The 25,439-nt window shown below is 66.6% G+C and carries 23 protein-coding genes; 10 read left to right on the plus strand and 13 right to left on the minus strand.

The annotated features are described in order from the left end of the window. The first annotated feature begins 27 nt into the window (after positions 1 to 27). A complete protein-coding gene (locus tag EHF44_RS22080) occupies positions 28 to 807 on the plus strand; it encodes an SDR family oxidoreductase (protein ID WP_124685838.1) in 780 nt (259 codons plus the stop codon). 9 nt (positions 808 to 816) lie between these two features. On the opposite strand, the gene EHF44_RS22085 is transcribed toward EHF44_RS22080, so the two are convergent. Next, positions 817 to 1,719, minus strand: a complete 903-nt coding sequence (locus EHF44_RS22085) for a LysR family transcriptional regulator (RefSeq protein ID WP_124685839.1) — start codon at positions 1,717 to 1,719, stop codon at positions 817 to 819. A gap of 126 nt (positions 1,720 to 1,845) precedes the next feature. On the opposite strand from EHF44_RS22085, the gene EHF44_RS22090 reads away from it, so the two are divergent. From EHF44_RS22090 to EHF44_RS22105, 4 genes are all read left to right on the plus strand, one after another. Beyond that, the gene (locus EHF44_RS22090; protein ID WP_124685840.1) at positions 1,846 to 3,210 is read left to right on the plus strand and encodes an acyclic terpene utilization AtuA family protein; all 1,365 of its coding nucleotides are present in this window, start codon (positions 1,846 to 1,848) and stop codon (positions 3,208 to 3,210) included. Between the two features lie 13 nt (positions 3,211 to 3,223). Next, complete coding sequence (locus tag EHF44_RS22095; RefSeq protein ID WP_124685841.1) at positions 3,224 to 3,574, plus strand: AtuA-related protein; 351 nt, start codon at positions 3,224 to 3,226, stop codon at positions 3,572 to 3,574. A 43-nt stretch (positions 3,575 to 3,617) separates the two neighbouring features. Further along, positions 3,618 to 4,595 carry a Bug family tripartite tricarboxylate transporter substrate binding protein gene (locus EHF44_RS22100; protein ID WP_124685842.1) on the plus strand — a complete coding sequence of 326 codons (978 nt, stop codon included), beginning with the start codon at positions 3,618 to 3,620 and terminating at the stop codon, positions 4,593 to 4,595. Between the two features lie 198 nt (positions 4,596 to 4,793). Beyond that, entirely contained in the window at positions 4,794 to 5,534 is a 741-nt protein-coding gene (locus EHF44_RS22105) for an NADPH-dependent F420 reductase (RefSeq protein WP_124685843.1), read from the plus strand. A 5-nt stretch (positions 5,535 to 5,539) separates the two neighbouring features. Here EHF44_RS22105 and EHF44_RS22110 read toward each other — a convergent pair whose 3' ends face one another. Then, the gene (locus EHF44_RS22110; RefSeq protein ID WP_124685844.1) at positions 5,540 to 5,929 is read right to left on the minus strand and encodes a GNAT family N-acetyltransferase; all 390 of its coding nucleotides are present in this window, start codon (positions 5,927 to 5,929) and stop codon (positions 5,540 to 5,542) included. A gap of 259 nt (positions 5,930 to 6,188) precedes the next feature. Between EHF44_RS22110 and EHF44_RS22115 the strand changes: the two genes are divergently transcribed. Beyond that, entirely contained in the window at positions 6,189 to 7,679 is a 1,491-nt protein-coding gene (locus tag EHF44_RS22115; RefSeq protein ID WP_124685845.1) for an AMP nucleosidase, read from the plus strand. 176 nt (positions 7,680 to 7,855) lie between these two features. Here EHF44_RS22115 and EHF44_RS22120 read toward each other — a convergent pair whose 3' ends face one another. Together EHF44_RS22120 and leuA are read right to left on the minus strand one after the other, a co-directional pair. After that, on the minus strand, positions 7,856 to 8,512 hold the full coding sequence (locus EHF44_RS22120; protein ID WP_437340351.1) for an OmpW/AlkL family protein: 657 nt from the start codon (positions 8,510 to 8,512) through the stop codon (positions 7,856 to 7,858). A gap of 338 nt (positions 8,513 to 8,850) precedes the next feature. Beyond that, complete coding sequence (gene leuA, locus EHF44_RS22125) at positions 8,851 to 10,539, minus strand: 2-isopropylmalate synthase (RefSeq protein WP_172966197.1); 1,689 nt, start codon at positions 10,537 to 10,539, stop codon at positions 8,851 to 8,853. A gap of 511 nt (positions 10,540 to 11,050) precedes the next feature. On the opposite strand from leuA, the gene EHF44_RS22130 reads away from it, so the two are divergent. Then, positions 11,051 to 12,433, plus strand: coding sequence for a hypothetical protein (locus EHF44_RS22130; RefSeq protein ID WP_253700327.1), 1,383 nt, complete (start codon positions 11,051 to 11,053; stop codon positions 12,431 to 12,433). Positions 12,434 to 12,530: 97 nt separating this feature from the next. Here the strand turns inward: EHF44_RS22130 and EHF44_RS22135 are convergent, their stop codons facing one another. The 8 genes from EHF44_RS22135 to EHF44_RS22170 all read right to left on the minus strand — a co-directional run bounded on the left by EHF44_RS22135 (position 12,531) and on the right by EHF44_RS22170 (position 20,941). Then, a complete protein-coding gene (locus EHF44_RS22135) occupies positions 12,531 to 14,759 on the minus strand; it encodes a DUF2235 domain-containing protein (protein ID WP_124685847.1) in 2,229 nt (742 codons plus the stop codon). Further along, positions 14,752 to 15,576 (minus strand): hypothetical protein, encoded by an 825-nt coding sequence (locus EHF44_RS22140; RefSeq protein WP_367613715.1) that lies wholly within the window; start codon positions 15,574 to 15,576, stop codon positions 14,752 to 14,754. Before EHF44_RS22140 ends, EHF44_RS22135 begins: the two co-directional genes overlap by 8 nt. Before the next feature lie 9 nt (positions 15,577 to 15,585). Beyond that, positions 15,586 to 16,428: a DUF3304 domain-containing protein gene (locus EHF44_RS22145; RefSeq protein ID WP_253700329.1), complete on the minus strand. Its 843-nt coding sequence runs from the start codon at positions 16,426 to 16,428 to the stop codon at positions 15,586 to 15,588. A gap of 9 nt (positions 16,429 to 16,437) precedes the next feature. Next, positions 16,438 to 17,280: a DUF3304 domain-containing protein gene (locus EHF44_RS22150; protein WP_253700330.1), complete on the minus strand. Its 843-nt coding sequence runs from the start codon at positions 17,278 to 17,280 to the stop codon at positions 16,438 to 16,440. A 9-nt stretch (positions 17,281 to 17,289) separates the two neighbouring features. Beyond that, entirely contained in the window at positions 17,290 to 18,018 is a 729-nt protein-coding gene (locus EHF44_RS22155; RefSeq protein ID WP_253700331.1) for a DUF3304 domain-containing protein, read from the minus strand. A gap of 354 nt (positions 18,019 to 18,372) precedes the next feature. After that, entirely contained in the window at positions 18,373 to 18,696 is a 324-nt protein-coding gene (locus EHF44_RS22160) for a DUF6587 family protein (RefSeq protein ID WP_124685849.1), read from the minus strand. A gap of 39 nt (positions 18,697 to 18,735) precedes the next feature. Then, positions 18,736 to 20,595, minus strand: coding sequence for a ferrous iron transport protein B (gene feoB, locus EHF44_RS22165; protein ID WP_124685850.1), 1,860 nt, complete (start codon positions 20,593 to 20,595; stop codon positions 18,736 to 18,738). A 31-nt stretch (positions 20,596 to 20,626) separates the two neighbouring features. After that, complete coding sequence (locus EHF44_RS22170; protein ID WP_124685851.1) at positions 20,627 to 20,941, minus strand: FeoA family protein; 315 nt, start codon at positions 20,939 to 20,941, stop codon at positions 20,627 to 20,629. Positions 20,942 to 21,142: 201 nt separating this feature from the next. Here EHF44_RS22170 and EHF44_RS22175 point away from each other — a divergent pair, with 201 nt between their 5' ends. Both EHF44_RS22175 and EHF44_RS22180 read left to right on the plus strand, forming a co-directional pair. After that, positions 21,143 to 21,661: a sigma-70 family RNA polymerase sigma factor gene (locus EHF44_RS22175; protein ID WP_124685852.1), complete on the plus strand. Its 519-nt coding sequence runs from the start codon at positions 21,143 to 21,145 to the stop codon at positions 21,659 to 21,661. Then, complete coding sequence (locus tag EHF44_RS22180; RefSeq protein WP_124685853.1) at positions 21,658 to 22,413, plus strand: anti-sigma factor family protein; 756 nt, start codon at positions 21,658 to 21,660, stop codon at positions 22,411 to 22,413. Before EHF44_RS22175 ends, EHF44_RS22180 begins: the two co-directional genes overlap by 4 nt. A 193-nt stretch (positions 22,414 to 22,606) precedes the next feature. On the opposite strand, the gene EHF44_RS22185 is transcribed toward EHF44_RS22180, so the two are convergent. Continuing rightward, on the minus strand, positions 22,607 to 23,494 hold the full coding sequence (locus tag EHF44_RS22185) for a LysR substrate-binding domain-containing protein (protein WP_124685854.1): 888 nt from the start codon (positions 23,492 to 23,494) through the stop codon (positions 22,607 to 22,609). Positions 23,495 to 23,618: 124 nt separating this feature from the next. Between EHF44_RS22185 and EHF44_RS22190 the strand changes: the two genes are divergently transcribed. After that, positions 23,619 to 25,406, plus strand: a complete 1,788-nt coding sequence (locus EHF44_RS22190) for an acyl-CoA dehydrogenase family protein (protein WP_124685855.1) — start codon at positions 23,619 to 23,621, stop codon at positions 25,404 to 25,406. Positions 25,407 to 25,439 lie beyond the last annotated feature (33 nt).

The raw sequence follows: 25,439 nt of genomic DNA on the forward strand, positions 1-25,439 counted from the left end.
CCGGCGGGCTGCGGTATAGTGGCCGCCATGGCGACGACCCCCGCAGTCCATCCTTTCTCTCTGGCCCGCCGCGTGGCCCTGGTCACCGGCGGCGCGCAGGGCCTTGGCCTGGCGATGGCCGAGGCGCTGGCCGATGCCGGCGCCCACGTGATTGTCTGCGCGCGCAGCCCCGCACGGCTGGACCACGCCATCGACCACCTGCTGGCGCGCGGCGCCAGCGCGGAAGCCCTGGCGCTCGACATCACCGACGAAGCTGCCGTTGCGCAGGCGTTTGCCGATCTCGACGCGCGGCACGGCAGGCTCGACATCCTGGTCAACAACGCCGGCGCCCGCCAGCGCAGCGGCATGGCCGACCTGGACGCCCAGGACCTGCGCGCGATGCTGGAGACCAATCTGGTGGCCCCGTACGCGCTGTGCCGCCATGCGGCGCGGCGGATGCAGCAGGGCGGCTACGGACGCATCGTCAACGTGACGTCGATCGCGGGACAGGTGGCGCGCGCCAACGACGTGCTGTATCCCGCCACCAAGGGCGGCCTGGACGCGCTGACGCGGGCCATGGCCGCCGACCTGGGCCGGCACGGCATCACGGTCAACGCCGTGGCGCCGGGCTACTTTGCCACCGAGCCGAACCAGGCCATGGTCGACGATGAAACCGTGGCCGAATGGCTGCGCAACCGCACGTCGCTGGGCCGCTGGGGCCAGCCGGCCGAAGTGGCGGGCGCCGTGGTGTTCCTGGCGTCGCCGGCGGCGTCGTACGTGACCGGGCAGGTGCTGGCCGTCGACGGCGGCTATCTGGGCCACTTCTGAGCGCTACGCTCACCGGCGCGCGCCGCGCCCGTAGTGCGCGCGCAGGCAATCGATCATCGCGGCGGACGCCGCCGAATCGCCGCGGTCCTTGAGCCGCACCAGGCAGATCTCGCGCACCAGCGCCGGCATCTGCATCGGCCGCACGGCCAGCCCCTCGCGGAGGAACTGGAACAGCGCCAGCGCCGGCACCACCGACACGCCCAGCCCGGCCTCCACCAGCGCGGCCACCGTCGCCAGGTGTTCCACCTCCATCACCCCATTGAGCTTCAGCGGATGCATGGCCGCATCCAGGTGCTGGCGCACGCTGCTGGTACGCGATAGCTGGATGAACGGCAGGCCGGCCAGCGCCTGCGGGGCGATGCGCCGCCTGGCGGCCAGCGGGTGATCGGCCGGGCAGACCAGGTGGAAGGTGTCGTGGACCAGCGATTCCACGCGCAGGTCGGCGTCCTGGGCCGGGGCCGGCGCCAGCGCAAAGTCGGCCTGGCCGCGCCGGACCATGTCGATGCAGCCATCGGCCAGTTGGTCGTACAGTGCCAGCGAGATGCCGGGGTAGCGGCGATGGAAATCGGCCATCAGCGGCGGCAGGTCGCCACCGGCCAGCGACGGCAGCGCCGCGATGGCCACGCGGCCCTTGCGGCGCTCGGCGTGGTCGCGCAGGTCCTCGAACGCGGTTTCGAAGTCGGCCAGCAGGCGGGTGGCGACTTCCTCGAAGCGGCGGCCGTCGGCGCTCAGGTCCACGTGGCGCGTGGTGCGCTCGAACAGCCGGCTGCCGGCCTGGTCCTCCAGCGTCTGGATCAGCGTGCTGAAGGCCGACTGCGACAGGTGGCACGCCTGCGCCGCCCGGGTGAAGTTGCGATGCGTGGCCAGCGCCACGAAGGCGCGCAGGTGCTTGACCGAGAGGTTCGACAGCATGGCGGGGTGGGGGCGGAGGATTGATCTGGGAAGTCGATAGATTAATCCAAATAATCCGTTTTGGCGGGGCAGAAGCCGGCCCTAGAATGGGATCGCCGTTCACTCCTGCCAGACGCTGCCACGCCCATGACTGCTCCCCTGCTGATCGGGTCCGGCGCCGGATTCTCCGGCGACCGCACCGATGCCGCCTTGCCCGTGGTGCGCACGCTGATTGCCGCCGGCGGCCCGGCCGCGCTGATCTTCGAGACGCTGGCCGAACGCACGCTGGCGCTGGCGCAACTGGCGCGCCGCAACAACCCCGAACATGGCTACGAGCCGCTGCTGGACCACCTGATGACGCCGGTGCTGGGCCTGTGCCTGGGCCACGGCATCCCGATCATCGGCAATTTCGGCGCCGCCAATCCGCGGGCGGCCGCGCGGCGCATCGTCGCGCTGGCTGCCGAACTGGGGCTGCCACGGCCGCGCGTGGCGGTGGTGGAGGGCGACGACCTGTCGCACGACGCCGGGCGCGAGTTGCTGCGCGGCATCGTCGGCGACGCGTTTCCGGACGCGCGCTTTGTCTGCGCCAACGCGTACATCGGCGCGCAGGGGATTGCCGATGCGCTGCGCGACGGCGCCCAGGTGGTGGTCTGCGGCCGCGTGGCCGACCCGGCGCTGGCCGTGGGGCCGGCGATGGCGCACTTCGGCTGGGCCTGGGACGACTGGAACCGGCTGGCCGCCGCCACCATGGCCGGGCACCTGCTGGAATGCGGCGCGCAGGTCAGCGGCGGCTACTTTGCCGATCCCGGCATGAAGGACGTGCCCGACGTGCACGCGGTGGGCTTCCCGATCGCCCGGCTAGACGCCGACGGTGGCATCGAGATCTTCAAGGCGGCCGATACCGGCGGCTGCGTCGACCTGCGCACCGTCAAGGAACAACTGCTCTACGAAGTGCACGACCCCTGCGCCTACCTGACGCCCGACGTGGTGGCCGATATCGGCGCGGTCAGCGTCGAGCAGGTGGGCCCCGACCGCGTGGCCGTGCGCAACATCCGCGGCCATGCCCGCCCGGCGCAACTGAAGGCCAACCTGTTCCACCACGGCGGCTGGTTTGCCGAGGGCGAGATTTCCTATGCCGGCCCCAACGCCGCCGCGCGCGCCCGGCTGGCCGCCGATATCGTGCGCCGGCGCATGCAGATGCTGGGCTTCGACGTGGCGATCCGCTTCGACCTGATCGGCGTGCTGAGCGTGTTTGGCGACGATGCCGGGACGATGCTGGCGCAGCCGCAGGCCGGCGAGGCCGCCGCGCGCGACGTGCGCCTGCGGGCCGCGCTGGCCCACGAGGACCAGGCCGTCGCCCAGGCGCTGCTGCGCGAGGTCAACGCGCTCTATACCTGCGGCCCGGCCGGCGGCGGGGGCGTGCGCACGGCCATGCGCGCGCGGCTGAACGCCACGTCCTGCCTGGTGCCGCGCGATGCGGTGACCGTCCGCCATGCCTTTGTCGACGCCTGACCCCGGAGCCGCCATGAACACGACCCACACCGTGCCGCTCTACCAGCTTGCCCACGGCCGCACCGGCGACAAGGGCGACCGCTCGAACATCAGCGTGATTGCCTACGATGCGCGCGACTTCGACCACCTCGTGGCCCACGTTACCGAAGACGCCGTGCGCGCGCTGTTTGCCGCGCGCCGGCCCACGGCTGTCAGGCGGTACGTGGTGCCGTCCATCCAGGCCATGAACTTCGTGATCGACGGCGTGCTGGACGGCGGCGTCAACGACGCGCTGAACCTGGACACCCACGGCAAGGCACTCGCGTTCCTGCTGCTGGGCCTGCCGATCCCCCTGCCGCCGCGGCTCGCCGGCGGCACTGCATGATTGCCGAGCCGTCCCAATGTCAAAACGATTCGAGGAGACACAGATGTACGGAATTCGCAGGCCGCTGGCCGTTGCCGCCCTTGCCACGTTCGCGTGCCTGGCCCTGCCCGCGGGCAGCGCCTGGGCCGAGTTCCCGGACAAGCCGATCCGCTTTGTCGTGCCGTTCGCGGCCGGCAGCGCCACGGACCAGCTTGCCCGGGCCATCGGGCAGGCCGTCACGGTCGACAGCAAGGCCACTGTCGTGGTCGACAACAAGCCCGGCGCCAATGGCTTCATCGCCGCCACCGACGTCGCCAAGGCCGCGCCGGACGGCTACACGGTGCTGATCACCACCAACACCACGCACGCCGCCAACGAGCACCTGTTCAAGAAGCTGCCGTACGACCCGGTGAAGGACTACGCGCCGCTGTCCGCGCTGGGCCGGGGTGGGCAGATCATGGTGGTCAATCCGCAGGTGCCGGCCAAGACCGTCGGGGAATTCATCGCGCTGGCGAAGAAGGAACCGGGCAAGCTCAGCTTCGGCAGCGGCAGTTCGTCGTCGCGCATCGCCGGCGAGCTGTTCCAGCAGATGGCCCACGTGCAGCTTCTGCACGTGCCGTACAAGAGCAATCCGCTGGCAATCACCGACCTGCTGGGCAACCAGATCCAGATGATGATCACCGACACGGCCACCGGCCTGCCGCAGGTGAAAACCGGCAAGCTGCGCGCGCTGGGCGTGTCCGGCAAGGCGCGCTCGCCGCTGGCGCCCGACGTGCCGACCATCGACGAGGCCGGCGTCAAGGGCTACGAGATGAGCTACTGGTTCGCGGCCTACGCCCCGGCCGGCACGCCGCCCGCCGTGGTGACCAAGCTGAACCAGATGCTGGTGAAGGCGGCCAGGAGCGAGACGGCGTCGAACTTCTACAAGACCACGGGTACCGACATCTTCACCAGCACGCCGGCCGAGCTGGCCAAGTTCCAGTCGCAGGAATCGGACAAGTGGGGCCGCATCATCAAGGCGGCCAATATCCAGCCCGAATAAGGCCCGCAGAAACGGGTACGCCCCGGCAGGTGCCGGGGCGTTGCTGTTATGGCGGGGCGAGCCGGGCGTGAGGCGTCTGCGTCACATGGCCGCGCGCCGGTCCGGGGCGCCGGACGTGACATTCCCGTGACAGGCCAGCGGCTCGCTGGCGCGTGTTTTCGCCTAGAGTGATCGGAGGAAGCAAGCGGGAGACAGGCCATGGCACACGGATTTCGCGGGATGTCGCACGGGCGGCGCAGGGTGCTGATCGCGGGCGGCTGGAGCGTGCTGCTGACGGTGCCGGCCGGCCATGCCATGGCCCAGGGCACGCGCGAGCCGGCGCGGTTGAAGATCGGCGTGGTCGGATCGGGCCGGCTGGGCGGCGCCGTGGGCAGCCTGTTCGTCAAGGCCGGCCATCCGGTAATGTTCGCGTCGCGCCATCCCGAGGAACTGAAGTCGCTGGCCGATCCGCTGGGCCCGCTGGCCCGCACCGGCACGGTGGCCCAGGCGCTGGCCTTTGCCGACGTGATCCTGCTGGCCGTGCCCTACAGCGCGGTGCCCGAGGTGGGGCAGCAGCACCGCTGGCAGGGCAAGATCGTGCTCGACGCCACCAACGCCATCGCGGCGCGCGACGGCGCCATCGTCGACGAGGTCAAGGCCAACGGCATCGGCGCGACGACGGCCAAGTACCTGAAGGGTGCGCGCATTGTCCGCGCGTTCAATTTCACGGGCGCGGCGGAATTTACGCGGGAAAGCCACCGCAGCGGGCCGCCGATGGCGGTGCCGCTGGCGGCCGACGATGCCGAGGCGCTGGCCGTGGCATCGGCACTGGTGCGGGAGGTGGGATTCGAACCGGTGGTGGTGGGCGGGTTGTCGTCGGCAGACCGGTTCGCGCCGGGCGGCAAGCTGTTCCGCCAGATGGGTACGGCCGAGGAATTCCGGCGCGCGATGGCGCAGTAGGCGGCCTAGCGGCGGCGCCACTCCATCGCCACCATCGAGGGCGTAAAGCCAAGCTGGCCGAAGAAGGCCGCCTCCGAGGACCGCGCCGCGCGCAGGACCCACGTGATGTCGGGATCGTTGCCCATCACGTGGCGCAGCAGCGCGCGGCCGATGCCGCGCCGCCGGTGCTGGGGCGCGACCGCGACCATCGAGATATAGCCGTTGGAGATGTCGTCGCACAGGGCGCGTGCGAAGCCGATGACTTCGCCGTGCTCCACGGCCACCGCCACGCGCTGCGAGTTGGCGATGAGCTGGGCAAAGCGCTCGGGATTGCCGACCCGTTGTTCCCAGCCGTTGGCAGCCAGCAGCAGCCGGGCTGCCTCGATCTCGGCGGGCAACGGATTACGGATTTCCATCGACAATTCCTCCTGCGTGATTCCGGAGCGCATGCGAGCAGCCCCTCCGGAAGTGGGGGACGCAGAGCGGCTGCGCCGCGATTCGCGCGATGTATCGCGCTGATTTGTCGCGTATTTCGGCGCAGAGTGTAGCGAAGCGGATGCGGCGGCGTCAAACAACTTTGGCCGCGGAGTGCGAGCGTCCGCACGCAGCAACGCCCCCGCCAGCGCGCGCCGGCGGCGGGGCCCGATGGCCTGTCGCGGCGCCAAGGCTGGCGGTATGATGGCTGCCATGGACGCCCCGATCTTCTCTTCCGCACACCCGGCCGACCAGTTGGCCGAATTCAGCGATGCCGATGACGCGCTGGCGCGCATCCGCGAGATCTACGACAGCTCCGTGGCGGCGGTGCGCGCGCGCTTCGACGCGTTCGCCCAGGGCAAGCCCCTGCCGTCGGCCGCGCACGCGTGCTATCCGTACCTCGGCATCTCCGTCAACCTGGAGACGATGGTCACCGACAGCCGCCCGTCGTGGGGCACGGTGGCCTACCCCGGCGTCTACGGCACCACGGTGACCCGGCCGGACCTGTTGTGCGACTACTACCGCGACCAGATCGAGCGCCTGATGCGCTATCACCGCGTGCCGGTGGTCGTGGGCCTGTCGCGCCGGCCGATCCCGCTGCCGTTCGTGATCGAGGCGTCGACCACCGACATCAGCTACACGCAGGCCCGCGAGCTGGAAGCGTCGTTCGTGCTGCCCGAACTGAGCCGGATCGACGACTCCATCGCCAACGGTACCTTCGAGCCCACGCCGGGCGAGGCGTGGCCGCTGTCGCTGTTCTCCGCCGAACGGGTGGACCTGGCGCTGCAGCGGCTGTACCACTACACGGGCACGGCGCCGCAGCATTTCCAGCGCTTCGTGCTGTTCACGAACTACCAGCGTTACGTCGACGAATTCGTGGCGCTGGGCCGCAGCCTGATGTCGACCGATGGCGGCGACGGCTACGTGCGGTTCGTCGAACCGGGCGACGTGGTGCAGGACCTTGGCGGCGTGGAGCCCGAGGACGCCACGCGGCCGCGCGCGCTGCCGCAGATGCCGGCCTACCACCTGGTGCGCGAGGACGGGCTGGGCGTGACGCTCGTGAACATCGGCGTGGGCCCGTCGAACGCCAAGACCATGACCGACCACCTGGCCGTGCTGCGGCCGCATTGCTGGCTGATGGTGGGCCACTGCGGCGGCCTGCGCCGGTCCCAGCAACTCGGTGACTACGTGCTGGCGCACGCCTACGTGCGCGACGACCACGTGCTGGACCACGATCTGCCGCCGTGGGTGCCGGTGCCGCCGATCGCCGAGATCCAGGTGGCGCTGCAGGAGGCCGTGGCGCGCGTCACGGGGCTGTCCGGCACCGAGATGAAGACCCGCATGCGCACCGGCACGGTGGTGTCCACCGACGACCGCAACTGGGAACTGAAATCGAAGTCGCTCTACGCGCGCTTCAACCAGTCGCGCGCCATCGCCATCGACATGGAAAGCGCGGCCGTGGCCGCCAACGGCTTCCGGCTGCGGGTGCCGTACGGCACGCTGCTGTGCGTGTCCGACAAGCCGCTGCACGGCGAACTGAAGCTGCGCGGCATGGCCAACGCGTTCTATCGCCAGCGCGTCAGCCAGCACATGACGATCGGGCTCGAAGCAATCCGCATCCTGCGCGAGAACGGCGTCGAGCAGCTTCATTCCCGCAAGCTGCGCAGCTTCGACGAGCCGGCCTTCCGCTGACCCACTGGCGCCACGGTCCTCGTGGCGTCCCCCCGTCCCCCTATCCCGTCCCCGCCCGCGCGCCCATAAAAAAGCGCGCGGGATTGCCGCGCGCAGTGAGACGGAAAGGTCGCCGGTTGGGCGGCCCTTCCTCGAGGAGACAAGTGGAAAGTGCCTGGGCGCTGCCGCGCCAGATCTCAGAAGCGGTAGCCGACGCCCGCGCTGAACAGCCACGGATCGAGGTTGACCGTGGAGACCTTCACGCCATTCGAGTACACGTTGCTGGAGATCCAGACCTTCTTGGCGTCGACGTTCAGGAACCAGTTCTTGTTGATCTTGTAGTCCATGCCGATCTGCACCGCTGGGCCCACGCTCCAGCGGTCCAGGCCCAGCGTGCCGCCGGCCAGGTCCACGCCGTAGACGCGCGTGGCGTTCACGCCCAGGCCCACGTACGGGCGGAAGGTGCCGTTCGGCAGGAAGTGGTACTGCAGCAGCAGGCTGGGCGGCAGGTGCTTGAAGGAGCCGATCCGGCTGCCGTCCAGGCTGACGTCCTGCTTCTGCGGGTAGGTCAGCACCAGCTCGGCGGCGATGTGCGGCACGATGAAGTACGTGATGTCGACTTCGGGAATCCATTTGTTGTTGACGTGGATCCGGTCCGACGCGCCGACACCGCCCACGGGGTCGGACTTGTTGGCCATGTCCAGGTACGTCCCGCGCAGGCGGACCATCCAGTTGCCCTGGGCGTCGTCGGCGGCGATGGCCGGCGCGGCAAGGGTGCCGATCGTGGCGGCGGCAAGCGCCATGCAGAGCGAGGAAACGAGGGATTTGCGGCGGGGAGTGTTGGCAGTTGTCATGGTGGTCAAGCACGGGACATCGAAAAAAGTGCGACCAGTGTGTCGTGCGAAAAGGCGCTCAACCTTGACGCAAAACAAGTGAACAACAGCCGACAGGAACTCCCTGCCCGCGCGTCGCGTATGCGCGACAGATCATTGTCGGTGCTTGCCAGCGGCCGCCGAAGCTTCTATGGACATGCGGATTTATTCGTGGCGCGCGTGGCGCGGCGCCCGTACGCTGTGCGCTCGTGGTCGTGCACCGCGCATGTCGTGGGCGTCCGCCAGGACGTCTTTTAGGGTGTGCCCTGTGGGGGCAGGGCACACCAGCTTTTCACGCTGGCAGCGCCAGCGTTGCCCGCTCAGGCGGCCCGGGCCTGCTCGCCGCCGCGGGCCTGCAGATGGCGGTTCACGCCCGACACCATGGCTTTCAGCGATGCGGTGACGATGCTGGCGTCCACGCCGGCACCAAAGCCCGTGGGCGAATCCCCGACCCGCACCTCGACGTAGCAGGCCGCATTGGCATCGGCGCCCGTGGTCATGGCGTGCTCGTGGTAGTCCATCACGCGCACGGCAATGCCCAGGCCGCGCGAGAACGCGTCGACTGCCGCGTCGATCGGCCCGTTGCCCTTGCCGCGTACCCGTGCCGGCTGGCCGTCGCGTACCAGTTCCATCTCGATCTCGACGGCGTTGTCGGCCGTGGACACCATGCGGTGCGAGACAAATCGCACCGGCGCGTCGACGTCCAGATACTCGCGGCGGAACAGCGCGTAGAGGTCTTCCGCGCTGGCTTCCAGGCCGGTCTCGTCGGTCATCGCCTGCACGGCGCGGCTGAACTCGATCTGCAGCCGGCGCGGCATGTAGATGCCGTGCACCTGCTCCAGCAGGTACGCCATGCCGCCCTTGCCGGACTGGCTGTTCACGCGGATCACGGCGTCGTAGCTGCGGCCCACGTCGGCCGGGTCGATCGGCAGGTAGGGCACTTCCCAGATCGCGTCAGGCTTCTGCTGCGCAAAGCCCTTGCGGATGGCGTCCTGGTGCGAGCCGGAGAACGCCGTGAACACCAGGTCGCCGACGTACGGATGGCGCGGATGCACGGGCAACTGGTTGCAGTGCTCCACGCACTGGCGCACCGCGTCGATATCAGAGAAATCGAGCTCCGGGTCCACGCCCTGCGTGTAGAGGTTCAGCGCCAGCGTGACCAGGTCGACGTTGCCGGTGCGCTCGCCGTTGCCGAACAGGCAGCCTTCCACGCGGTCGGCGCCGGCCATCACGGCCAGTTCGGCCGCCGCCACGGCGGTGCCGCGGTCGTTATGCGGATGCACGGACAGCACGATGTGCTCGCGCCGCGCCAGGCGCCGGTGCATCCATTCGATCTGGTCCGCGAAGACGTTCGGCGTGCTGCATTCCACCGTGGTGGGCAGGTTCAGGATCATCGGCCGGGCGGCGTCGGGCTGCCAGACGGCCGACACGGCGTCGGACACTTCCAGGGAGAAATCGAGCTCGGCCAGGCTGAAGGTCTCGGGCGAATACTCGTACGACCACGCGGTTTCCGGCATGGTGTCGGTCAGCGCGCGAATCAGGCGCGTGCCCGACACGGCCACTTCCTTGATCTCCTCGCGCGAGGCATTGAAGACGATGCGCCGCCACGCCGGCGCGATGGGGTTGTACAGGTGGACCGTGGCGCGCCGGGCGCCGCGCACCGATTCCACGGTCCGGCGGATCAGGTCTTCGCGGGCCTGGGTCAGCACGACGATCGTCACGTCGTCCGGAATGCGGTTTTGCTCGATCAGCATGCGGACGAAATCGAAATCGGTCTGCGACGCCGACGGAAAGGCGACCTCGATCTCCTTGAGGCCCACCGCCACCAGTTGCTCGAAGAAGCGCAGCTTGCGGGCGCTGTTCATCGGCTCGATCAGGGCCTGGTTACCGTCGCGCAGGTCGGTGCTCATCCAGCGCGGCGCGCGCGTGATCTGGCGCGACGGCCAGGTGCGGTCGGGGATGTCGACAACGGTGGCGGGACGGTACTTGGCGGACGGGTTGGGCAACATGGGCATGGAAATCTCCTTCCTCGCGGGAAAGTGGCAACGCAAGGCGCCGCGCGCACGCGCACGCTTCACGTCGACAAAAAATAGGGAAAAGAGTGGCGAAAGGCTGCCGAACTGCCACGCGGCACTAGGCCCGGCAACCGATCGGTAGGCTTAGCAGTAGCGAGGAAGCGCGCAGGGCGCGGCACGACAGCAGGCCCGCGACGCGCACGCGCACGGCGGCACCGATGCGCGGGGCATCAGCGGCGTGGCGGAGGTCGAGGGAAGTGGCTTGCATCGTACCGGGTAGAAGGGTCGGCCCGGCCTGGGGGCAGGACGGACGACAAAGCGTAGTGCAAAACGCGCGGACCCGTCAACCGCCGGCGTATTCCGGGGCGCCCAGCCCTAGCCCGATCGGGGGACCTCCACCCGATATGTGCGCCGCCGCTCAATCATCTGGCCGGTACAGGACCTTGCCTATCGCGCCTAGGCTGATAGCACTCGGGACGGGACCGACAATAACGGGGGACAAATCATGCGCACACGCAAGTGGAGCGGCTGGGTCGCGTGCATCGCGACGGCGATGCTGATGGCGGCATGCGGGGGCGGCGGGGGCGGCGGCTCCGGCGCGGGCACGACGGCGCCGGCCGATACAGGCGGGGGCGCCAGCAATCCGGGCGGCGGCACGGCCACGCCGGTTGCCAAGTCGTACACGCTGGTCATCAACCGCACGTCGGGCCAGGTGGGCGTGGGCAGCACGATCTCGCTGACGGCGTCGGTCGTGGACGACCTTGGCAACGATGTCACGGGCGCGACGACCTTCACATGGTCGTCCAGCCATCCCTCGATCGCCGCCGTGGCGGGCGCCACCGTTCCCGGCAGCGCCGTGGTCACGGGCGTGGGCGTCGGCACGGCCACGGTCTCCGTGGGCGCGACGGTGGCCGGCAGCGCCGGCGCCACCACCGTGCTGCCGCAGGTGGCCGCGACGATTACCGTGGTGGCGCCGGGCACGCGCACCTACAGCCTGGCGCTGCCGTATCCGGTGCTATCGATGACCAACGGGCAGGTGCTGCCGGTGACCGCATCGCTGATCGACAGCGACGGCGCGGATCGCTCTTCGGCCGGCACGGGCTGGACGTGGCGCAGCAGCACGTCCGCGGTCCAGGTGAGCGGCGCGACGAACGTGGGTACGCTGGTCGGCGCGAACACCAGCGACACGCCCGCGCTGTCCGTCGTCAGCGTCCAGGTGACCGCGCCCGACGGCAACACGCTGACCGGCGTATTCCCCGTGTCGGTGTTCAAGACGAGCGTGCAGACGTACCGGCTGGTGCTGTCGCAGTACGGCCAGCAGATCAACGCGCTGAACGTGCTCAACGGCTATCCGCAGCAGTACAACTCGCAGGTGGTGCGCAACGACAATATCGATGCAACGGCCGATTTCACTGGGCTGTGGGCCATCACCACCACCTCGCCCTCGCTGGCGGCGCTCATCAACGGCACCACGCACGTCACCACGGTGACGACGAGCCGGCCGAATGGGTCGCTGCCGCTGCAGAGCATGTTGTCCGAGATGGCTGGCAGCCTGACGCTGTCCGCCAAGCCGCGCGCCACGCTGCTGGTCACCGAGACGCCGAAGTGGGCGCTGGTCTACGATGGCCCGAACCCGCTGGTGGTGCCGGGCGGCGGCATCCCGGTGGCGGCACACATCATGGAGCGCGGCAACGACAACGGCATCATGAACTGCAACGGCACGTGGGCCTGGAGCGTGGTGAGCGGGCCGGTCACGCTGACTCCGGCGCTGACCGACAACTCGCGCAATATCGTGCCAACTGGCTCGGGACCGTTCATGCTCAAGGCCACCTGCACGGCCGGCACGGACACGCCGGTCTCGCTGATGATTCCGGGCACGGCGCAGTAAGGCTTCAGGATCTCCGGACGGACGAAGGCCCGCCGCGATGGCGGGCCTTCTTTATGGCTAAACGGGAGAAGCGTCCCCCTTTCTACGTACTATTGAGTTAGTGGGGAAACTGAATCGACCACCGAGTGGATTCCCTCATGTCGGGCGTCGCGTCGATGCGCTTTGCCCGGGTCTCATCCTGTTCTCTCTGCTTTGCCTCCTCCACTTCGTCGGTCAGGCCGAAGGTATCGGTAGCGCGCGTCTGGAAGTACAACGTTGGCGACAGGACGTGATCGTGCCAACTGGTCAGCATCGTGTCATGAACCAGCATGTCGAACAGCATCATGACTTTCTCGGGCAGTGGCTTCATGCCCGTGGCGCCCTCCTTCCACGCAGTGGCAAGCGCCAGTGCCTCGGGGCTCATTAGCATCGACTCCAATGTATCGGCCGCGTTCTTCATGTCGTAATTGTCGTGAGGCTGTGTCTTGGCGAGGTCTGCCGCCCTTTTTATACCGGCCTGCGTTGACAGCCATCGCGTTTGCGATGCCGCCTCCTCATCGATGCGGTCCCACACCTTCATGGAGGGACGTTGCAACGCTCCCAACGCATTTCGAAGCGATTCGCGCTCGACATCGTGTGCCTCGGACATACGGATCCAGGCCGCAGCCATCGCCTCGCGATCAAAGGACGTACGTTGTCTTTCGGCCCGGTACGCGTCTTCGGCCTCTCGGGCTGCCTGCGCCGTTTCCCGATGCTGCCGTTTCAGATCCTCGGCGGGTTCGTTCAGCAATGTGCGAAACGCCGGCGACTGGTAACGCACCGCCAGCCAGCGGAGAAACACTTCCATATGGGCGGTGAAATCGAGCCCTTCCTTGCGCGGCACGAGTTCACGATATGCAGAAATCAGATCCGGGATCTTGTAACTGGCGTTGCCTTGGGTGATGCTTGGCGCCAGCGAGAATTTTTCGTAAGTCTCCGGCTTATAGTTCCCCAGTTCTAGCACCGTGTCGAGCCTTGCCCCGGCCATGAGCGCCTCATGCAACATGTCTCTCAGTACGATGCGTTGCAGTTCTCCACGGAATCCCAACGACCCGGGTGGGGCACCACCCGTGATGTCCTCGCTGGTCCCCGGGTAGAGATATTGCTCACCCCGCGTCTTCTCCAGGCTATCGAGCCGCTGATAGAAACGCAGTTCGTGCGCCGCCGCAAAATGGACGCATCTCTGGACGATGGCAGGGACGGCAAGCTCGCGGTCGCCGTGGTGCTGTTTAACCATCCCGATGACCGGCACCATACTGAGCAACTCATTCGCGGCCATGACCGAGGACACGGAATCGAGCAAGCCGAGAAACCGGATTTCGATGGGATGGCCTTCCTTGCCCCACTCGCCGCCGATACGCAGATCCAGATCCGTGCGCTGCTTGTACTTGCGAACCAGTTCATTCACGAACGCGCGTGCGATCACGCCGCCCCGATCCGCCCCAAACACCGAGACTTCAATGTATTGGACCTTGTCCATCTGCGACGTCACATCGCGATAGGCCGCTTCGAATTGCTTCAAGGCACACTGCAGACGGTCGTGGACGCCGGTTCCAAACACCATCGCGGCCGCATGGCTGTCGCGCAGGAAGGGAATGGAATCGATTCCCATATCAACGGCGATGGATTTCACGGCAACCGCCGCGGCCTTGAGCGGATTTTTCTTGATGTCATACAGCGCTGCCCGGACCGATGCCTTGCCGCGCGCGACCCACCGGCTTTCGCTCGCAAAGGCCAGTACGCGTCCAGCCTTGGCCGGGATGGCGTTTGCTTCCTTGAGAATATCGTCATGGATCCTTGCAACCGGGCGCCACGACATCTCATCGAAGGCTTCGGATAACGCCTTCTCTGCCACCTTGCCGGGAATCTTTGGGATATCCAGGATCTTGGACACGCCGGTTGCTTTCGTGGCCGTGTTCGTGGCCGTCTTTGTGGCGAGATTCACCGCTGATTTTCCTGCCTTGGTTGCCCCCGAGATAATCTCGCTGTTCTCGGCGTCCTTGTTCAGCGGTGTGCCGAGGCCGGAGTAGTAGAACGGGTACCAGAACTGGTTCGGGAAATCCTTGCGCCGGGAGTCGTCGTTATCCCGATGTGCTTCCCAGAGTCGGCAGATATTCGAGTAGCGGGATGTCTTCGGATCGTCCTGGTCCCTGTGACGTCCGAAGCCATCGAAGAAGAACCCCATCTTGACAATCGCGCCACACGGGATGCACTCGTCACGTTTGAGTGCCTTGTGAGAAACGAGCATGCCGTCGTACACCTCGTGGGGTGTGGCGTCTGCAGGATCGATTTTCCAAGAGTCAGTCATGGTTCCCTCCTGTGGCAGCTTGCTTGAACGTGTTCTGCTTCAATTCCTTGACGATTGGTGCAGCCAGGTTCTCCATGGCTGCACCGAAGGCACCTGGCTTGTCCTTGGTCTCGGCCATGATTTGCTGGATGGCGGGATGCTGATCAAATCGCGGATTCAGCAGCGTGAAATAGACGTATTGCTGGAGGTCTTTCGTATCGGTGAGGTGGTACTTGAGCCAGCCGCCTGCGGCAAGGCGTGCGGCTCGACGAAACTCAACGCTGCTATGGTCTTCGTTTGGATTGATGAGATTTTTATGGGTCTTTCGCAGCCAGTCCCATATATCCGCGTATTGAATCCGCGTACCGCGCAGATCCGTTCGGAACTCGAATTCCACGTGATCATCAGGATAGAAGTGCAGTCCCAGCACGCGCATGCCAGCATCTCCCTTGATCTTGGTGGGGGGCAAATGGACGTGCGTCGTTTTGCTAATCTTCTGAATTCGCTCGCCAGCATCGAGGGAACGGATCGCTTCGTCCGCATCGTAGACCTGCCACTTCACCGTGAATTCGGTCCCTTTCAGGTTGTAGCAGCAACTAAGTCTTCCGGCACCGGACCCCGGTGGCAGGTCACCGCCACCACTCGCGCTGTTCCCATACTCATCCGTAATCACAAACCGGCTCAGGTTGTACGGCGTGTAGTTGAATCCCGCGATGCTCAATCCGCCATAAGCGGGTTCTGACGACACTACGTCGCACCCTGCCATCCATGTCATGACGAAAAGCAGTATCCCTATCAGCCTTCTATTCATGTTCGACCCTTTCAGCACGTTCTTCATTCCCTGTTGTTAATCACCGGGCGTCGGTTCAGCATTGGTGACTTCCGTCGCGGCCTTCTTGAACTTATCCCGTTTCAGTTCTTTAACGAGTGGCGCGCTCAGGCTCTCCATGGCCGTGCCAAACGCGCCCGGCTTGTCCTTGGTCTCGGCAATGATTTGCTGGATGGCGGGATGCTGATCAAATCGCGGATTCAGCAGCGTGAAATAGACGTATTGCTGGAGGTCTTTTGTATCGGTGAGGCGGTACTTGAGCCAGCCGCCTGCGGCAAGGCGTGCGGCTCGACGAAACTCGACGCTGCTATGGTCTTCGTTAGGATTGATGAGATTTTTATGGGTCTTTCGCAGCCAGTCCCATATGTCCGCGTATTGAATCCGCGTACCGCGCAGATCTGTTCGGAACTCGAATTCCACGTGATCATCAGGATAGAAGTGCAGGCCCAGGACCCGCATGCCCGCTTCTCCCTTGATCTTGGTAGGGGGCAAATGGACTTGCGTTGTCTTGCTGATTGTCTGAATTCGCTCGCCAGCATCGAGGGAGCGGATCGCTTCGTCCGCATCGTAGACCACCCATTTCACAGTGAAATCGGTCCCTTTCAGGTTGTAGCAGCAACTCAGGGAGCCCTCACCGGATCCGGGCATCAGATCCCCCCCACCACTCGCGCTGTTCCCAAACTCATCCGTAATCACAAACCGGCTCAGGTTGTAGGGCGTGTAGTTGAATCCCGCGATGCTCAATCCGCCATAAGTGGGTACTGACGACACTGCGTCGCACCCTGTCATCCATGTCATGGCGAATAGCAGTATCCCTATCAGCTTTCTATTCATGTTCGACCCTTTCAGCACGTTCTTCATTCCCTGTTGTCAATCACCGGGCGTCGGTTCAGCATTGGTGACTTCCGTCGCGGCCTTCTTGAACTTGTCCCGTTTCAGTTCTTCAACGAGTTGCGCGCTCAGGCTCTCCATGGCCGTGCCAAACGCGCCCGGCTTGTCCTTGGTGTCGGCAATGATTTGCTGGATGGCGGGATGCGCGTCGAAGTTCGGATTGACCAAGAGGGTGTAGTAAACGTACTGCTGCAGATCCTGTGTATCGGTTAGTCGGTATTTGATCCAACCTTGTCCGGCGATCCTTGCCGTTCTGCGGAAGGCAACCCAATCTTCCATGGTGCTATTAAAGGTTTTCCCCTGCTTCTTGAACAGCCACGAATCAATGTCTGAATAGAAGATCCGTGTGCCGCGCAGATCGGTTCGGAATTCGAAGTCCAAACTGTCGTCTGGATAGAAGTGCAAGCCGAGTACCCGCATGCCGGGCTCGCCCTTGATCTCGGTTGCGGGCAGATGGAATTTTGCTGTCTTCGTGATCGTCTGGATTCGCTCACCCGCATCGAGGGAACGGATCGCTTCGTCCGCATCGTAGACCACCCATTTCACAGTGAAATCGGTCCCTTTCAGGTTGTAGCAGCAACTAAGTCTTCCGGCACCAGACCCAGGTGGCAGGTCACCGCCACCACTCGCGCTGTTCCCAAACTCATCCGTAATCACAAACCGGCTCAGGTTGTACGGCGTATAGTTGAATCCTGCGATGCTCAATCCGCCATAAGCGGGTTCTGACGACACTGCGTCGCACCCTGTCATCCATGTCATGGCGAAAAGCAGTATCCCTATCAGCTTTCTATTCATGTTCGACCCTTTCAGCACGTTCTTCATTCCCTGTTGTTAATCACCGGGCGTCGGTTCAGCATTGGTGACTCCCGTCGCGGCCTTCTTGAACTTGTCCCGTTTCAGTTCTTCAACGAGTGGCGCGCTCAGGCTCTCCATGGCCGTGCCAAACGCGCCCGGCTTGTCCTTGGTGTCGGCAATGATTTGCTGGATGGCGGGATGCTGATCAAATCGCGGATTCAGCAGCGTGAAATAGACGTATTGCTGGAGGTCTTTTGTATCGGTGAGGCGGTACTTGAGCCAGCCGCCTGCGGCAAGGCGAGCAGTTCGACGAAACACAACGCTGGTCTCGTCTTCGTTATCTGGATTGATGAGTTTCCGGTGAGTCTTGCGTAGCCAGCTCCATATCTCCACATAGTGAATTCGAGAGCCGCGCAGATCCGTTCTGAATTCGAATTCGACGTGATCATCAGGATAGAAGTGCAAGCCCAGCACCCGCATGCCCGCTTCTCCCTTCATCTCGGTGGGGGGCAAATGGACGTGCGTCGTTTTGCTGATCTTCTGAATTCGCTCGCCAGCATCGAGGGAACGGATCGCTTCGTCCGCATCGTAGACCTGCCACTTCACCGTGAATTCGGTCCCTTTCAGGTTGTAGCAGCAACTCAGGGAGCCCTCACCAGATCCGGGCATCAGATCTCCCCCACCACTCGCGCTGTTCCCATACTCATCCGTAATCACAAACCGGCTCAGGTTGTACGGCGTGTAGTTGAATCCCGCGATGCTCAATCCGCCATACGTGGGTTGCGATGACACTGCGTCGCACCCCGCCATGCATGTCATGGCTAACAGCAGTGCTCCCAACCACCTTCTTTTCATGTTGTGACCCTCTTTGCAGGCGTAAATGCTTGATCGGGAGGGGGGCTGTATATGGCTGCACGATGACGAGACCCATCCCGGCGCGAGGACGTTACGCCGCTTCGATTCGACTGAGAACGGCCAATCTCGACTTGAGCCAATGACGATCAAAAGCAGGCGACAAATCGGACTATTGCTATTTGCGGTAGACGCTTATCGGCGCCCAAAGCAAAAACGGCGACCCTGGGGTCGCCGTTCATGTTTGTCGCTTGCTTTCGTGGATAGTCAGGTTTTGCGGACGAAGCGAATGATCTGTTCGTCACTGGTCTTGCTGTCCGGGGAACCTGCCCCGCTGGAGGTATTCGAGCCGCAGGTGCCGCATCCGCTGTTGGTTTCGCATCCCGAGGCGCAGCCCGCCGCCTGGGTGGGCGAGAGCCGGCGGGCCAGCCAGCCGCGCCAGCCGGGTGCCGAGGCGCCGCCTAGCGTGGCCGCCAGACTGGCCTTGATGCGCTCGCGCGTGCGGGGCATGTATCGGCCCGCCACGTGGATCGCGCAGGCCAGCACGATCAGCGGAACGATCAGGGTTTCAAAGGCGTGATAGAGCGTCATGGCCGTTTGACTGGCGTGCGGCACGCCAGTTTCCTCCGTTCAGGTCAGCAGCAGCGCCACGCGATAGGTGATGAACGACGCCAGGTAGGCCAGCCCGGTCAGGTAGGCGGCCGATGCGGCCATCACCTTCCAGGAATTGGTCTCGCGACGGATCACCGCCAGCGTGGAAATGCACTGCGGCGCAAACACGTACCACGCCAGCAGCGACAGCGCCGTGGCCAGCGACCACTGCGCGGCGATCATCGGCGCAAGCTGCACGGCCACCGCCTCGTCGCTGCCCGACAGCGCATAGACCGTGGCCAGCGCACCCACCGCCACCTCGCGCGCGGCCAGGCCCGGCACCAGCGCGATACAGATCTGCCAGTTGAAGCCGATTGGCGCGAACACGTGCTCCAGCGCGCGGCCGATCATGCCCGCGAAGCTGTAGTCGATGGGCGGCAGCGTGGCGCCTTCGGGCGGCGACGGGAACGTGGCCAGGAACCACAGCAGCACCGTCAGCGTCAGGATTACCTTGCCCACGCGGGCCAGGAAGATGCGCGCGCGTTCCCACAGCCCGATGGCGATGTCGCGCGGATTCGGCACCCGGTACGACGGCAGCTCCATCAGCAGCGGATGGTCGGTGCGGTCGCGGCGGAACCACTTCAGCACGTAGGCCACCACCAGCGCGCTGACGATGCCGGCCACGTAGAGCACGAACAGCACCAGCCCCTGCAGGTTGAACAGCCCGGCCACGGTCCGTTCCGGGATGAACGCGCCGATCAGCAGCGCATAGACCGGCAGCCGCGCCGAACACGTCATCAGCGGCGCCACCAGGATCGTGGTCAGCCGGTCGCGCGGGTCCTGGATCGTGCGGGTGGCCATGATCCCCGGGATCGCGCAGGCAAAGCTCGACAGCAGCGGGATGAACGACCGGCCCGACAGCCCCGCGCCCATCATCAGCCGGTCCAGCAGGAACGCGGCGCGCGGCAGGTAGCCCGATTCCTCAAGCGTCAGGATGAACAGGAACAGGATCAGGATCTGCGGCAGGAACACCACCACGCTGCCCAGCCCGGCGATCAGGCCGTCGACCAGCAGGCTCTTGAGCATGCCGTCGGGCATCAGGGCGCCCAGCCATGCGCCGAACACGTGGATGCCGCCCTCGATGGCGTCCATCATCGGCTCGGCCCACGAGAACACGGCCTGGAACATGAAGAACAGCAGCACGGCCAGGATCACCAGGCCGAACACCGGATGCAGCACCACGCGGTCCACCGCGTCGTCGAAGCGGGCGGTGCGGGCGGGCATCTTCACGGCGGCGTCCAGCAGGCGCTTGACCTCGGCGTGGGTGTCCAGCTCGCTCACGCTGTCCAGCGGCTGCGCGGCCGGGGCGGGCGGCAGCGTCTCGTCGAACAGCTTCACCAGCGCCGCGGCGCCATCGCGCTTGACGGCCACGGTCTGCACCACGGGCACGCCCAGCGCGCGCGACAGCGCCTCGCGGTCGATCAGGATGCCGCGCCGCGCGGCGGCGTCGCTCATGTTGAGCACCACCACCATCGGCAGGCCCAGCCGGCGCAGTTCCAGCACGAAGCGCAGGTGCAGACGCAGGTTGGTGGCGTCCACCACCGACACCAGCAGGTCTGGCCGCGCCTCGCCGGGGCGCTGGCCCATGCAGACCTCGCGCGTGATGGCCTCGTCCAGGCTGGCCGAATGCAGGCTGTAAGCGCCGGGCAGGTCGAGGATGCGAACCGTGCGGCCGGCCGGCGACGTGAACTGGCCTTCCTTGCGCTCGACGGTCACGCCGGCGTAGTTGGCCACCTTCTGGCGGCTGCCGGTCAGGCGGTTGAACAGGGCGGTCTTGCCGCAATTGGGGTTGCCGACCAGCGCGATGCGCAAGGCGGAGGCGTTCTGGGCAACTGACATGATGGGGGGAGAAAGGTCGGCGGGCAGGCCGTCAGGCGATGCGCTGGGCGGCGTCGGACGCGGCGGACTGGCCGGCCTGCTCGGCCGGGGCGATGCTGGAGACGGTGGCCGAAGCCACTTCCACGGCGATGCGCTCGGCTTCCGAGCGGCGCAGGGCAAATCGCGTGAAGCCTACCTGGGCCACCAGCGGGTCCTTGCCGAACGGGCCGAACGTGACAATCTGCACGGTTTCGCCGGGCACGAAGCCAAGATCGCGCAGGCGTCGCGCGACGGGGTCGTTCGGGGTGGCATCATCCACCGACTTGACGATGGCGACCGTGCGCCGGGGCAGTTCAGGCAACCGCATATGCTTCCAGTCCAGAGGCGGGATCGCCGCCGCGCAACAGGGAAAATCCTGTCGGATACGTAAATAAAAATCGTTCTCGATTGTATAGCATTCGCGCCACTTGCGTGCTGTAGCCGGGGTCTTGTTAGCCGTTTGTAATGTTTGCGGGAATAGCCGCCGGCCCCATTCGTATACGGAAGACCGACCCCCATTCCTCATCCCATGGATCCCGATTTCACCGACGACGCGCTGCGCGAAGTGATTCCCCGGCTGCGCCGCTTTGCCGTCTCGCTGACGCGCAACGCGTCGAGCGCCGACGATCTGGTCCAGGCCTGCCTGGAGCGCGCGCTGTCGCGCCGGGCGTCCCGCCAGGCAGGCACGGACCTGCGCGCGTGGCTGTTCTCGATCCTCTACCGGCTGTTCCTGGACGGCCAGCGCCGCGCCCAGCGCTATGCCGGCCTGCTGACGCTGTTCGGCGTGGGCAGCGACGAGGACAGCGCGCCGTCCGCCGAGGACGTGGTGATGACCCGCTCCGCGCTGGACGGCTTCAACCAGCTCCCCCCTGAACAGCGCGCGCTGCTGCTGCTGGTCACCGTGGAAGGGCTGAGCTACCAGGAAGCCGCCCAGGCGCTCGACGTGCCCATCGGCACCGTGATGTCCCGCCTCTCGCGCGCCCGCAAGGCGCTGCGCGCGCTGACCGACGGCAAGGTCGTCCGTCCTCCCCTGCAGGTGCTCAAATGAATACGCTGATGCCCACCGAACCGGAACTCCACGCCTATGTCGATGGCGAGCTGGACGCCGCGCGGCGTGCGCAGATCGACGCCCTGGTCGCCAGCCATCCCGAACTGGCCCGGGAGGTGGACGCCATCCGGCACGACATGCAGCGCCTGCGCGCCAGTCTGGAGCCGCCGCCAGCCGATACCCCGGCCCGGCTCGACCCGTTCCGCATCCGCCGCGGCCTGCGCGACCGCGCCCGGCACCGCGTGGCCGTCGCCGCCTCGCTGGTCATGGCGCTGGCCCTGGGCGGCGTGGGCGGCTGGCAGGGGCGCGACATGGCGCTGCGCCAGACCTACCTGCCGATGGCCGATGCGATGTCGGCCTACCGCCTCTTTGCCGCCGGCGATGCCGCGCAGATGGTCGACGTCCGGGCCAGCGACGCCCGCGACCTCCAGGTCTGGCTGGACCGCCATTTCGTGCAGCCAGCGCCGCTGCCCGATTTCTCGGCCCATGGCTTCCGGCCCGTCGGCGGCCGGCTGATGTCCACCGAACAGGGCCCGGCGGCGATGATCCTGTACCGCAACCCGCAGGCGCAGGCCATCGTCTATTACGTACGGCCTTCCGGCGCGCTGCACCTGCGCAACGGCGCCCGGACCGAGGGCAACCTGATGGCCCAGTACTGGCGCAACGGGCGCTATCTCTACGCCGTGGTCACGCCCACCGACATCCCGTCGGCGCGGCCGGTCCAGCAGGCGGTTGATCCAGGGCGCACATGACACCGGGGCCGGACCTTGGGGATTACCATCGTCCGGCGCAGGAATTGGGCCGTCCGGGCGACTTTTCCAATCAAATAACGCATTTGCGGTATTGGTACCGCCCGGCCCCCGGGCATAAGCTGCACGCACGCTGAACACCCCGTTCCACGCGTACTTCAGGCCACTGGTTCTCTGGACCAGTGGCTTTTTTCTTTCAGGCCCCCGGTGCGGCCTGCCGGACCGTTTCGACGAAATGGTCGCGCGCCGGATGGTCGGGCGCCTGCTTCCAGACGCAGTACACCTCGGACGGCACCGTGGCATCGGCCAGCGGCCGGAACGCCGCGCCGGCCATGCCCGAGCGCGCCATGGCCGCCGGCACCACCGCCACGCCCATGCCCTGCGACACCAGCGATACCACCGACAGCCAGTGCCGCACCTCGTGGCGGATGCGCGGGTAGAAGCCCTGCGCGGCGCACATGTCGAAGATCCGGCTGTAGTAGTCGGGCGACGCCTTGCGCGAGAACAGCACGAACGGCTCGCCGCGCAGGTCGGCCAGCGCCACCGCCGGGCGGGTGGCCAGCGGGTGATCGGCCGGCATGCAGCAGACAAAGGGCTCCGAATGGGCCAGCGTGGCCGCCAGTTCGTCGGGCACCCGGCTGGTGTGGACAAAGCCGGCATCCAGTTCGCCATGCAGCAGCGCGTCGATCTGCTCCTGCGAGTTGAGTTCGGTCAACGCCACATGGATGCCCGGATAGCGCGCCTGAAATTCCTGGAGCCGCTGGGGCAGCCCCCGGTACAGCATCGACCCGACAAAGCCCACGCGCAGCCGGCCCACCGCGCCGGCCTCGATCTCGCGCGCCAGCAGCCGGGCCGACTCCGCCTGGGCCAGCAGCGCGATGGCCGATTCCCGGAACGCCCGGCCGGCCGCCGTCAGCCGCACGCCCCGGCTGTCGCGCTCGAACAGCCGGGCGCCCACCGACGCCTCCAGCTGCTGGATGTTGAGCGACAGCGGCGGCTGCGAGATCGACAGGCGCCGGGCGGCGCGCCCGAAGTGCAGCTCCTCGGCCAGCACCAGAAAGTAACGGAGGTGACGGAATTCCATGGCGATACAGAATTTGTATGGATCGAGCCAATTTTAGAATTGGACGCAAATCGTTGGCGATCAAATAATGCATCCCAAACCATCCCGCCCCGTTCCGCAGGGCAGGGAGACTCCGGAGACCTGCATGCCCGCCCGCGCCGCCCCCAACCCACCCGCGCCCACCCAGCCCGACGCCCATCCGGTGCCGGACCGCCACGGCGCCAGCCTGTTCGCGGCCGATCCGGACCTGCGCGCGCTGCTGCCGCTCTACCTGCCGGCCGACCTGTTCAACCACCTGCTGCCGCACCTGGAGCGCATGGGCGCGCTGGCCGGCGGCGTGCTCGACGAACTCGCCAACGTGGCCGACCATGCGCCGCCCACGCTGTCGCACCGCACGCGCACCGGGCTCGACGCCCAGCGCATCCACAAGCATCCGGCCTACGTGGAACTGGAGCGCGTGGCCTTTGCGGAATTCGGCCTCGCGGCGGCGTCGCACCGGGGTGGCGTGCTGGGCTGGGACAAGCCGATGCCGCCCGCCGCCAAGTACGCGCTGACCTACCTGTTCGTGCAGGCCGAGTTCGGCCTGTGCTGCCCGCTATCGATGACCGATTCGCTGACGCGCACGCTGCGCAAGTTCGGCGATCCGGCGCTGGTGCAGCGCTTCCTGCCCAACCTGACCACGCAGGTGTTCGACGACCTGTACCAGGGCGCCATGTTCATGACCGAGCAGGGCGCGGGCTCCGACGTGGCCGCCACGGCCACGCGCGCCATCCGCGATGCCGGCGCCGAGGGCGGCTGGCGGCTGGTGGGCGACAAATGGTTCTGCTCCAACCCCGACGCCGCGCTGGCGATGGTGCTGGCCCGCGTGGAAGAGGCCGACGGCACGGCGGTCGACGGCATCAAGGGCGTGTCGCTGTTCCTGCTGCCACGCACGCTGGCTGACGGCAGCGCCAACCACTACCGCATCATCCGCCTCAAGGACAAGCTCGGCACCCGCTCGATGGCCAGCGGCGAGATCCGGCTGGAGGGCGCCCACGCCTACCTGGTGGGCGAACCGGGGCGCGGCTTCGTGCAGATGGCCGACATGATCAACAACTCGCGGCTGTCCAACGGCGTGCGCGCCGCCGGGCTGATGCGCCGCGCGCTGACCGAGGGGCAGTTCATCGCCGCCGAGCGCCGCGCGTTCGGCAAGCGGCTGGCGGACATGCCGCTGATGCGCCGCCAGCTGCTCAAGCTCGCGCTGCCCACCGAGCAGGCGCGCACGATGGTGTTCCAGACCGCCGAGGCGCTGCGCCGGGCCGATGCCGGCGAGCCCGACGCCTATCCGCTGATGCGCATCCTGACGCCGCTCATCAAGTTCCGCGCCTGCCGCGACGCCCGCAAGGTCACCGGCGACGCCATGGAAATGCGCGGCGGCTGCGGCTACATTGAGGAATGGACCGACCCGCGCCTGGTGCGCGACGCGCACCTGGGGTCGATCTGGGAAGGCACGAGCAACATCGTCGCGCTCGACGTGCTGCGCGCCATCCGCCGCGAAGGCTCGCTGCCGGTGCTGCGCGCCTACCTGCAAGGGCTGCTTGCCGATACCCCGCTGCACGACCGCGCGCGCACCGTGTTCGCGTTGGCCATCGACCGCGCCACGGCCCAGGCAGCGCAGGCGGCTGACGCCGGCGCCGATGGCGACGTGCTGGCCCGCCAGGCGGCCTCGGGGCTGTACCACGTGACCAGCGCCGTGGCGATGGCCTGGGAAGCCGGCCGCATCGGATCGGTCCGGCGCATGCGCCTGGCGCAGCTGGTACTCGTGCATCGCGTGCTGCCGCAGGACCCGCTGGGCGGCGGCACCGAGCCCGAGTGGCTGGCCGACACCGTGGCCCCGCCCGCCGACGCCCCCGTGCGCGCGGCCGGTGCGGTCGACGCCATCAACCTGTTCTGACGTTCCAGCCGTATCGATACAGGCGCGGCCAGG

This window comes from Cupriavidus pauculus (assembly GCF_003854935.1).
Classification (GTDB): Bacteria; Pseudomonadota; Gammaproteobacteria; order Burkholderiales; family Burkholderiaceae; genus Cupriavidus; species Cupriavidus pauculus_C.

Coding starts and splice junctions, on each gene's coding strand:
- EHF44_RS22080 (WP_124685838.1), top strand. CDS start 28: ATGGCGACGACCCCCGCAGTCCATCCTTTCTCTCTGGCCCGCCGCGTG.
- EHF44_RS22140 (WP_367613715.1), bottom strand. CDS start 15,576: ATGAAGAACGTGCTGAAAGGGTCGAACATGAATAGAAGGCTGATAGGG.
- EHF44_RS22190 (WP_124685855.1), top strand. CDS start 23,619: ATGCCCGCCCGCGCCGCCCCCAACCCACCCGCGCCCACCCAGCCCGAC.
- EHF44_RS22095 (WP_124685841.1), top strand. CDS start 3,224: ATGAACACGACCCACACCGTGCCGCTCTACCAGCTTGCCCACGGCCGC.
- EHF44_RS22180 (WP_124685853.1), top strand. CDS start 21,658: ATGAATACGCTGATGCCCACCGAACCGGAACTCCACGCCTATGTCGAT.
- EHF44_RS22090 (WP_124685840.1), top strand. CDS start 1,846: ATGACTGCTCCCCTGCTGATCGGGTCCGGCGCCGGATTCTCCGGCGAC.
- EHF44_RS22115 (WP_124685845.1), top strand. CDS start 6,189: ATGATGGCTGCCATGGACGCCCCGATCTTCTCTTCCGCACACCCGGCC.
- EHF44_RS22145 (WP_253700329.1), bottom strand. CDS start 16,428: ATGAAGAACGTGCTGAAAGGGTCGAACATGAATAGAAAGCTGATAGGG.
- EHF44_RS22160 (WP_124685849.1), bottom strand. CDS start 18,696: ATGACGCTCTATCACGCCTTTGAAACCCTGATCGTTCCGCTGATCGTG.
- EHF44_RS22135 (WP_124685847.1), bottom strand. CDS start 14,759: ATGACTGACTCTTGGAAAATCGATCCTGCAGACGCCACACCCCACGAG.
- EHF44_RS22130 (WP_253700327.1), top strand. CDS start 11,051: ATGCGCACACGCAAGTGGAGCGGCTGGGTCGCGTGCATCGCGACGGCG.
- EHF44_RS22105 (WP_124685843.1), top strand. CDS start 4,794: ATGGCACACGGATTTCGCGGGATGTCGCACGGGCGGCGCAGGGTGCTG.
- EHF44_RS22150 (WP_253700330.1), bottom strand. CDS start 17,280: ATGAAGAACGTGCTGAAAGGGTCGAACATGAATAGAAAGCTGATAGGG.
- EHF44_RS22120 (WP_437340351.1), bottom strand. CDS start 8,512: ATGACAACTGCCAACACTCCCCGCCGCAAATCCCTCGTTTCCTCGCTC.
- EHF44_RS22100 (WP_124685842.1), top strand. CDS start 3,618: ATGTACGGAATTCGCAGGCCGCTGGCCGTTGCCGCCCTTGCCACGTTC.
- EHF44_RS22110 (WP_124685844.1), bottom strand. CDS start 5,929: ATGGAAATCCGTAATCCGTTGCCCGCCGAGATCGAGGCAGCCCGGCTG.
- feoB (WP_124685850.1), bottom strand. CDS start 20,595: ATGTCAGTTGCCCAGAACGCCTCCGCCTTGCGCATCGCGCTGGTCGGC.
- EHF44_RS22185 (WP_124685854.1), bottom strand. CDS start 23,494: ATGGAATTCCGTCACCTCCGTTACTTTCTGGTGCTGGCCGAGGAGCTG.
- EHF44_RS22085 (WP_124685839.1), bottom strand. CDS start 1,719: ATGCTGTCGAACCTCTCGGTCAAGCACCTGCGCGCCTTCGTGGCGCTG.
- EHF44_RS22170 (WP_124685851.1), bottom strand. CDS start 20,941: ATGCGGTTGCCTGAACTGCCCCGGCGCACGGTCGCCATCGTCAAGTCG.
- leuA (WP_172966197.1), bottom strand. CDS start 10,539: ATGTTGCCCAACCCGTCCGCCAAGTACCGTCCCGCCACCGTTGTCGAC.
- EHF44_RS22175 (WP_124685852.1), top strand. CDS start 21,143: ATGGATCCCGATTTCACCGACGACGCGCTGCGCGAAGTGATTCCCCGG.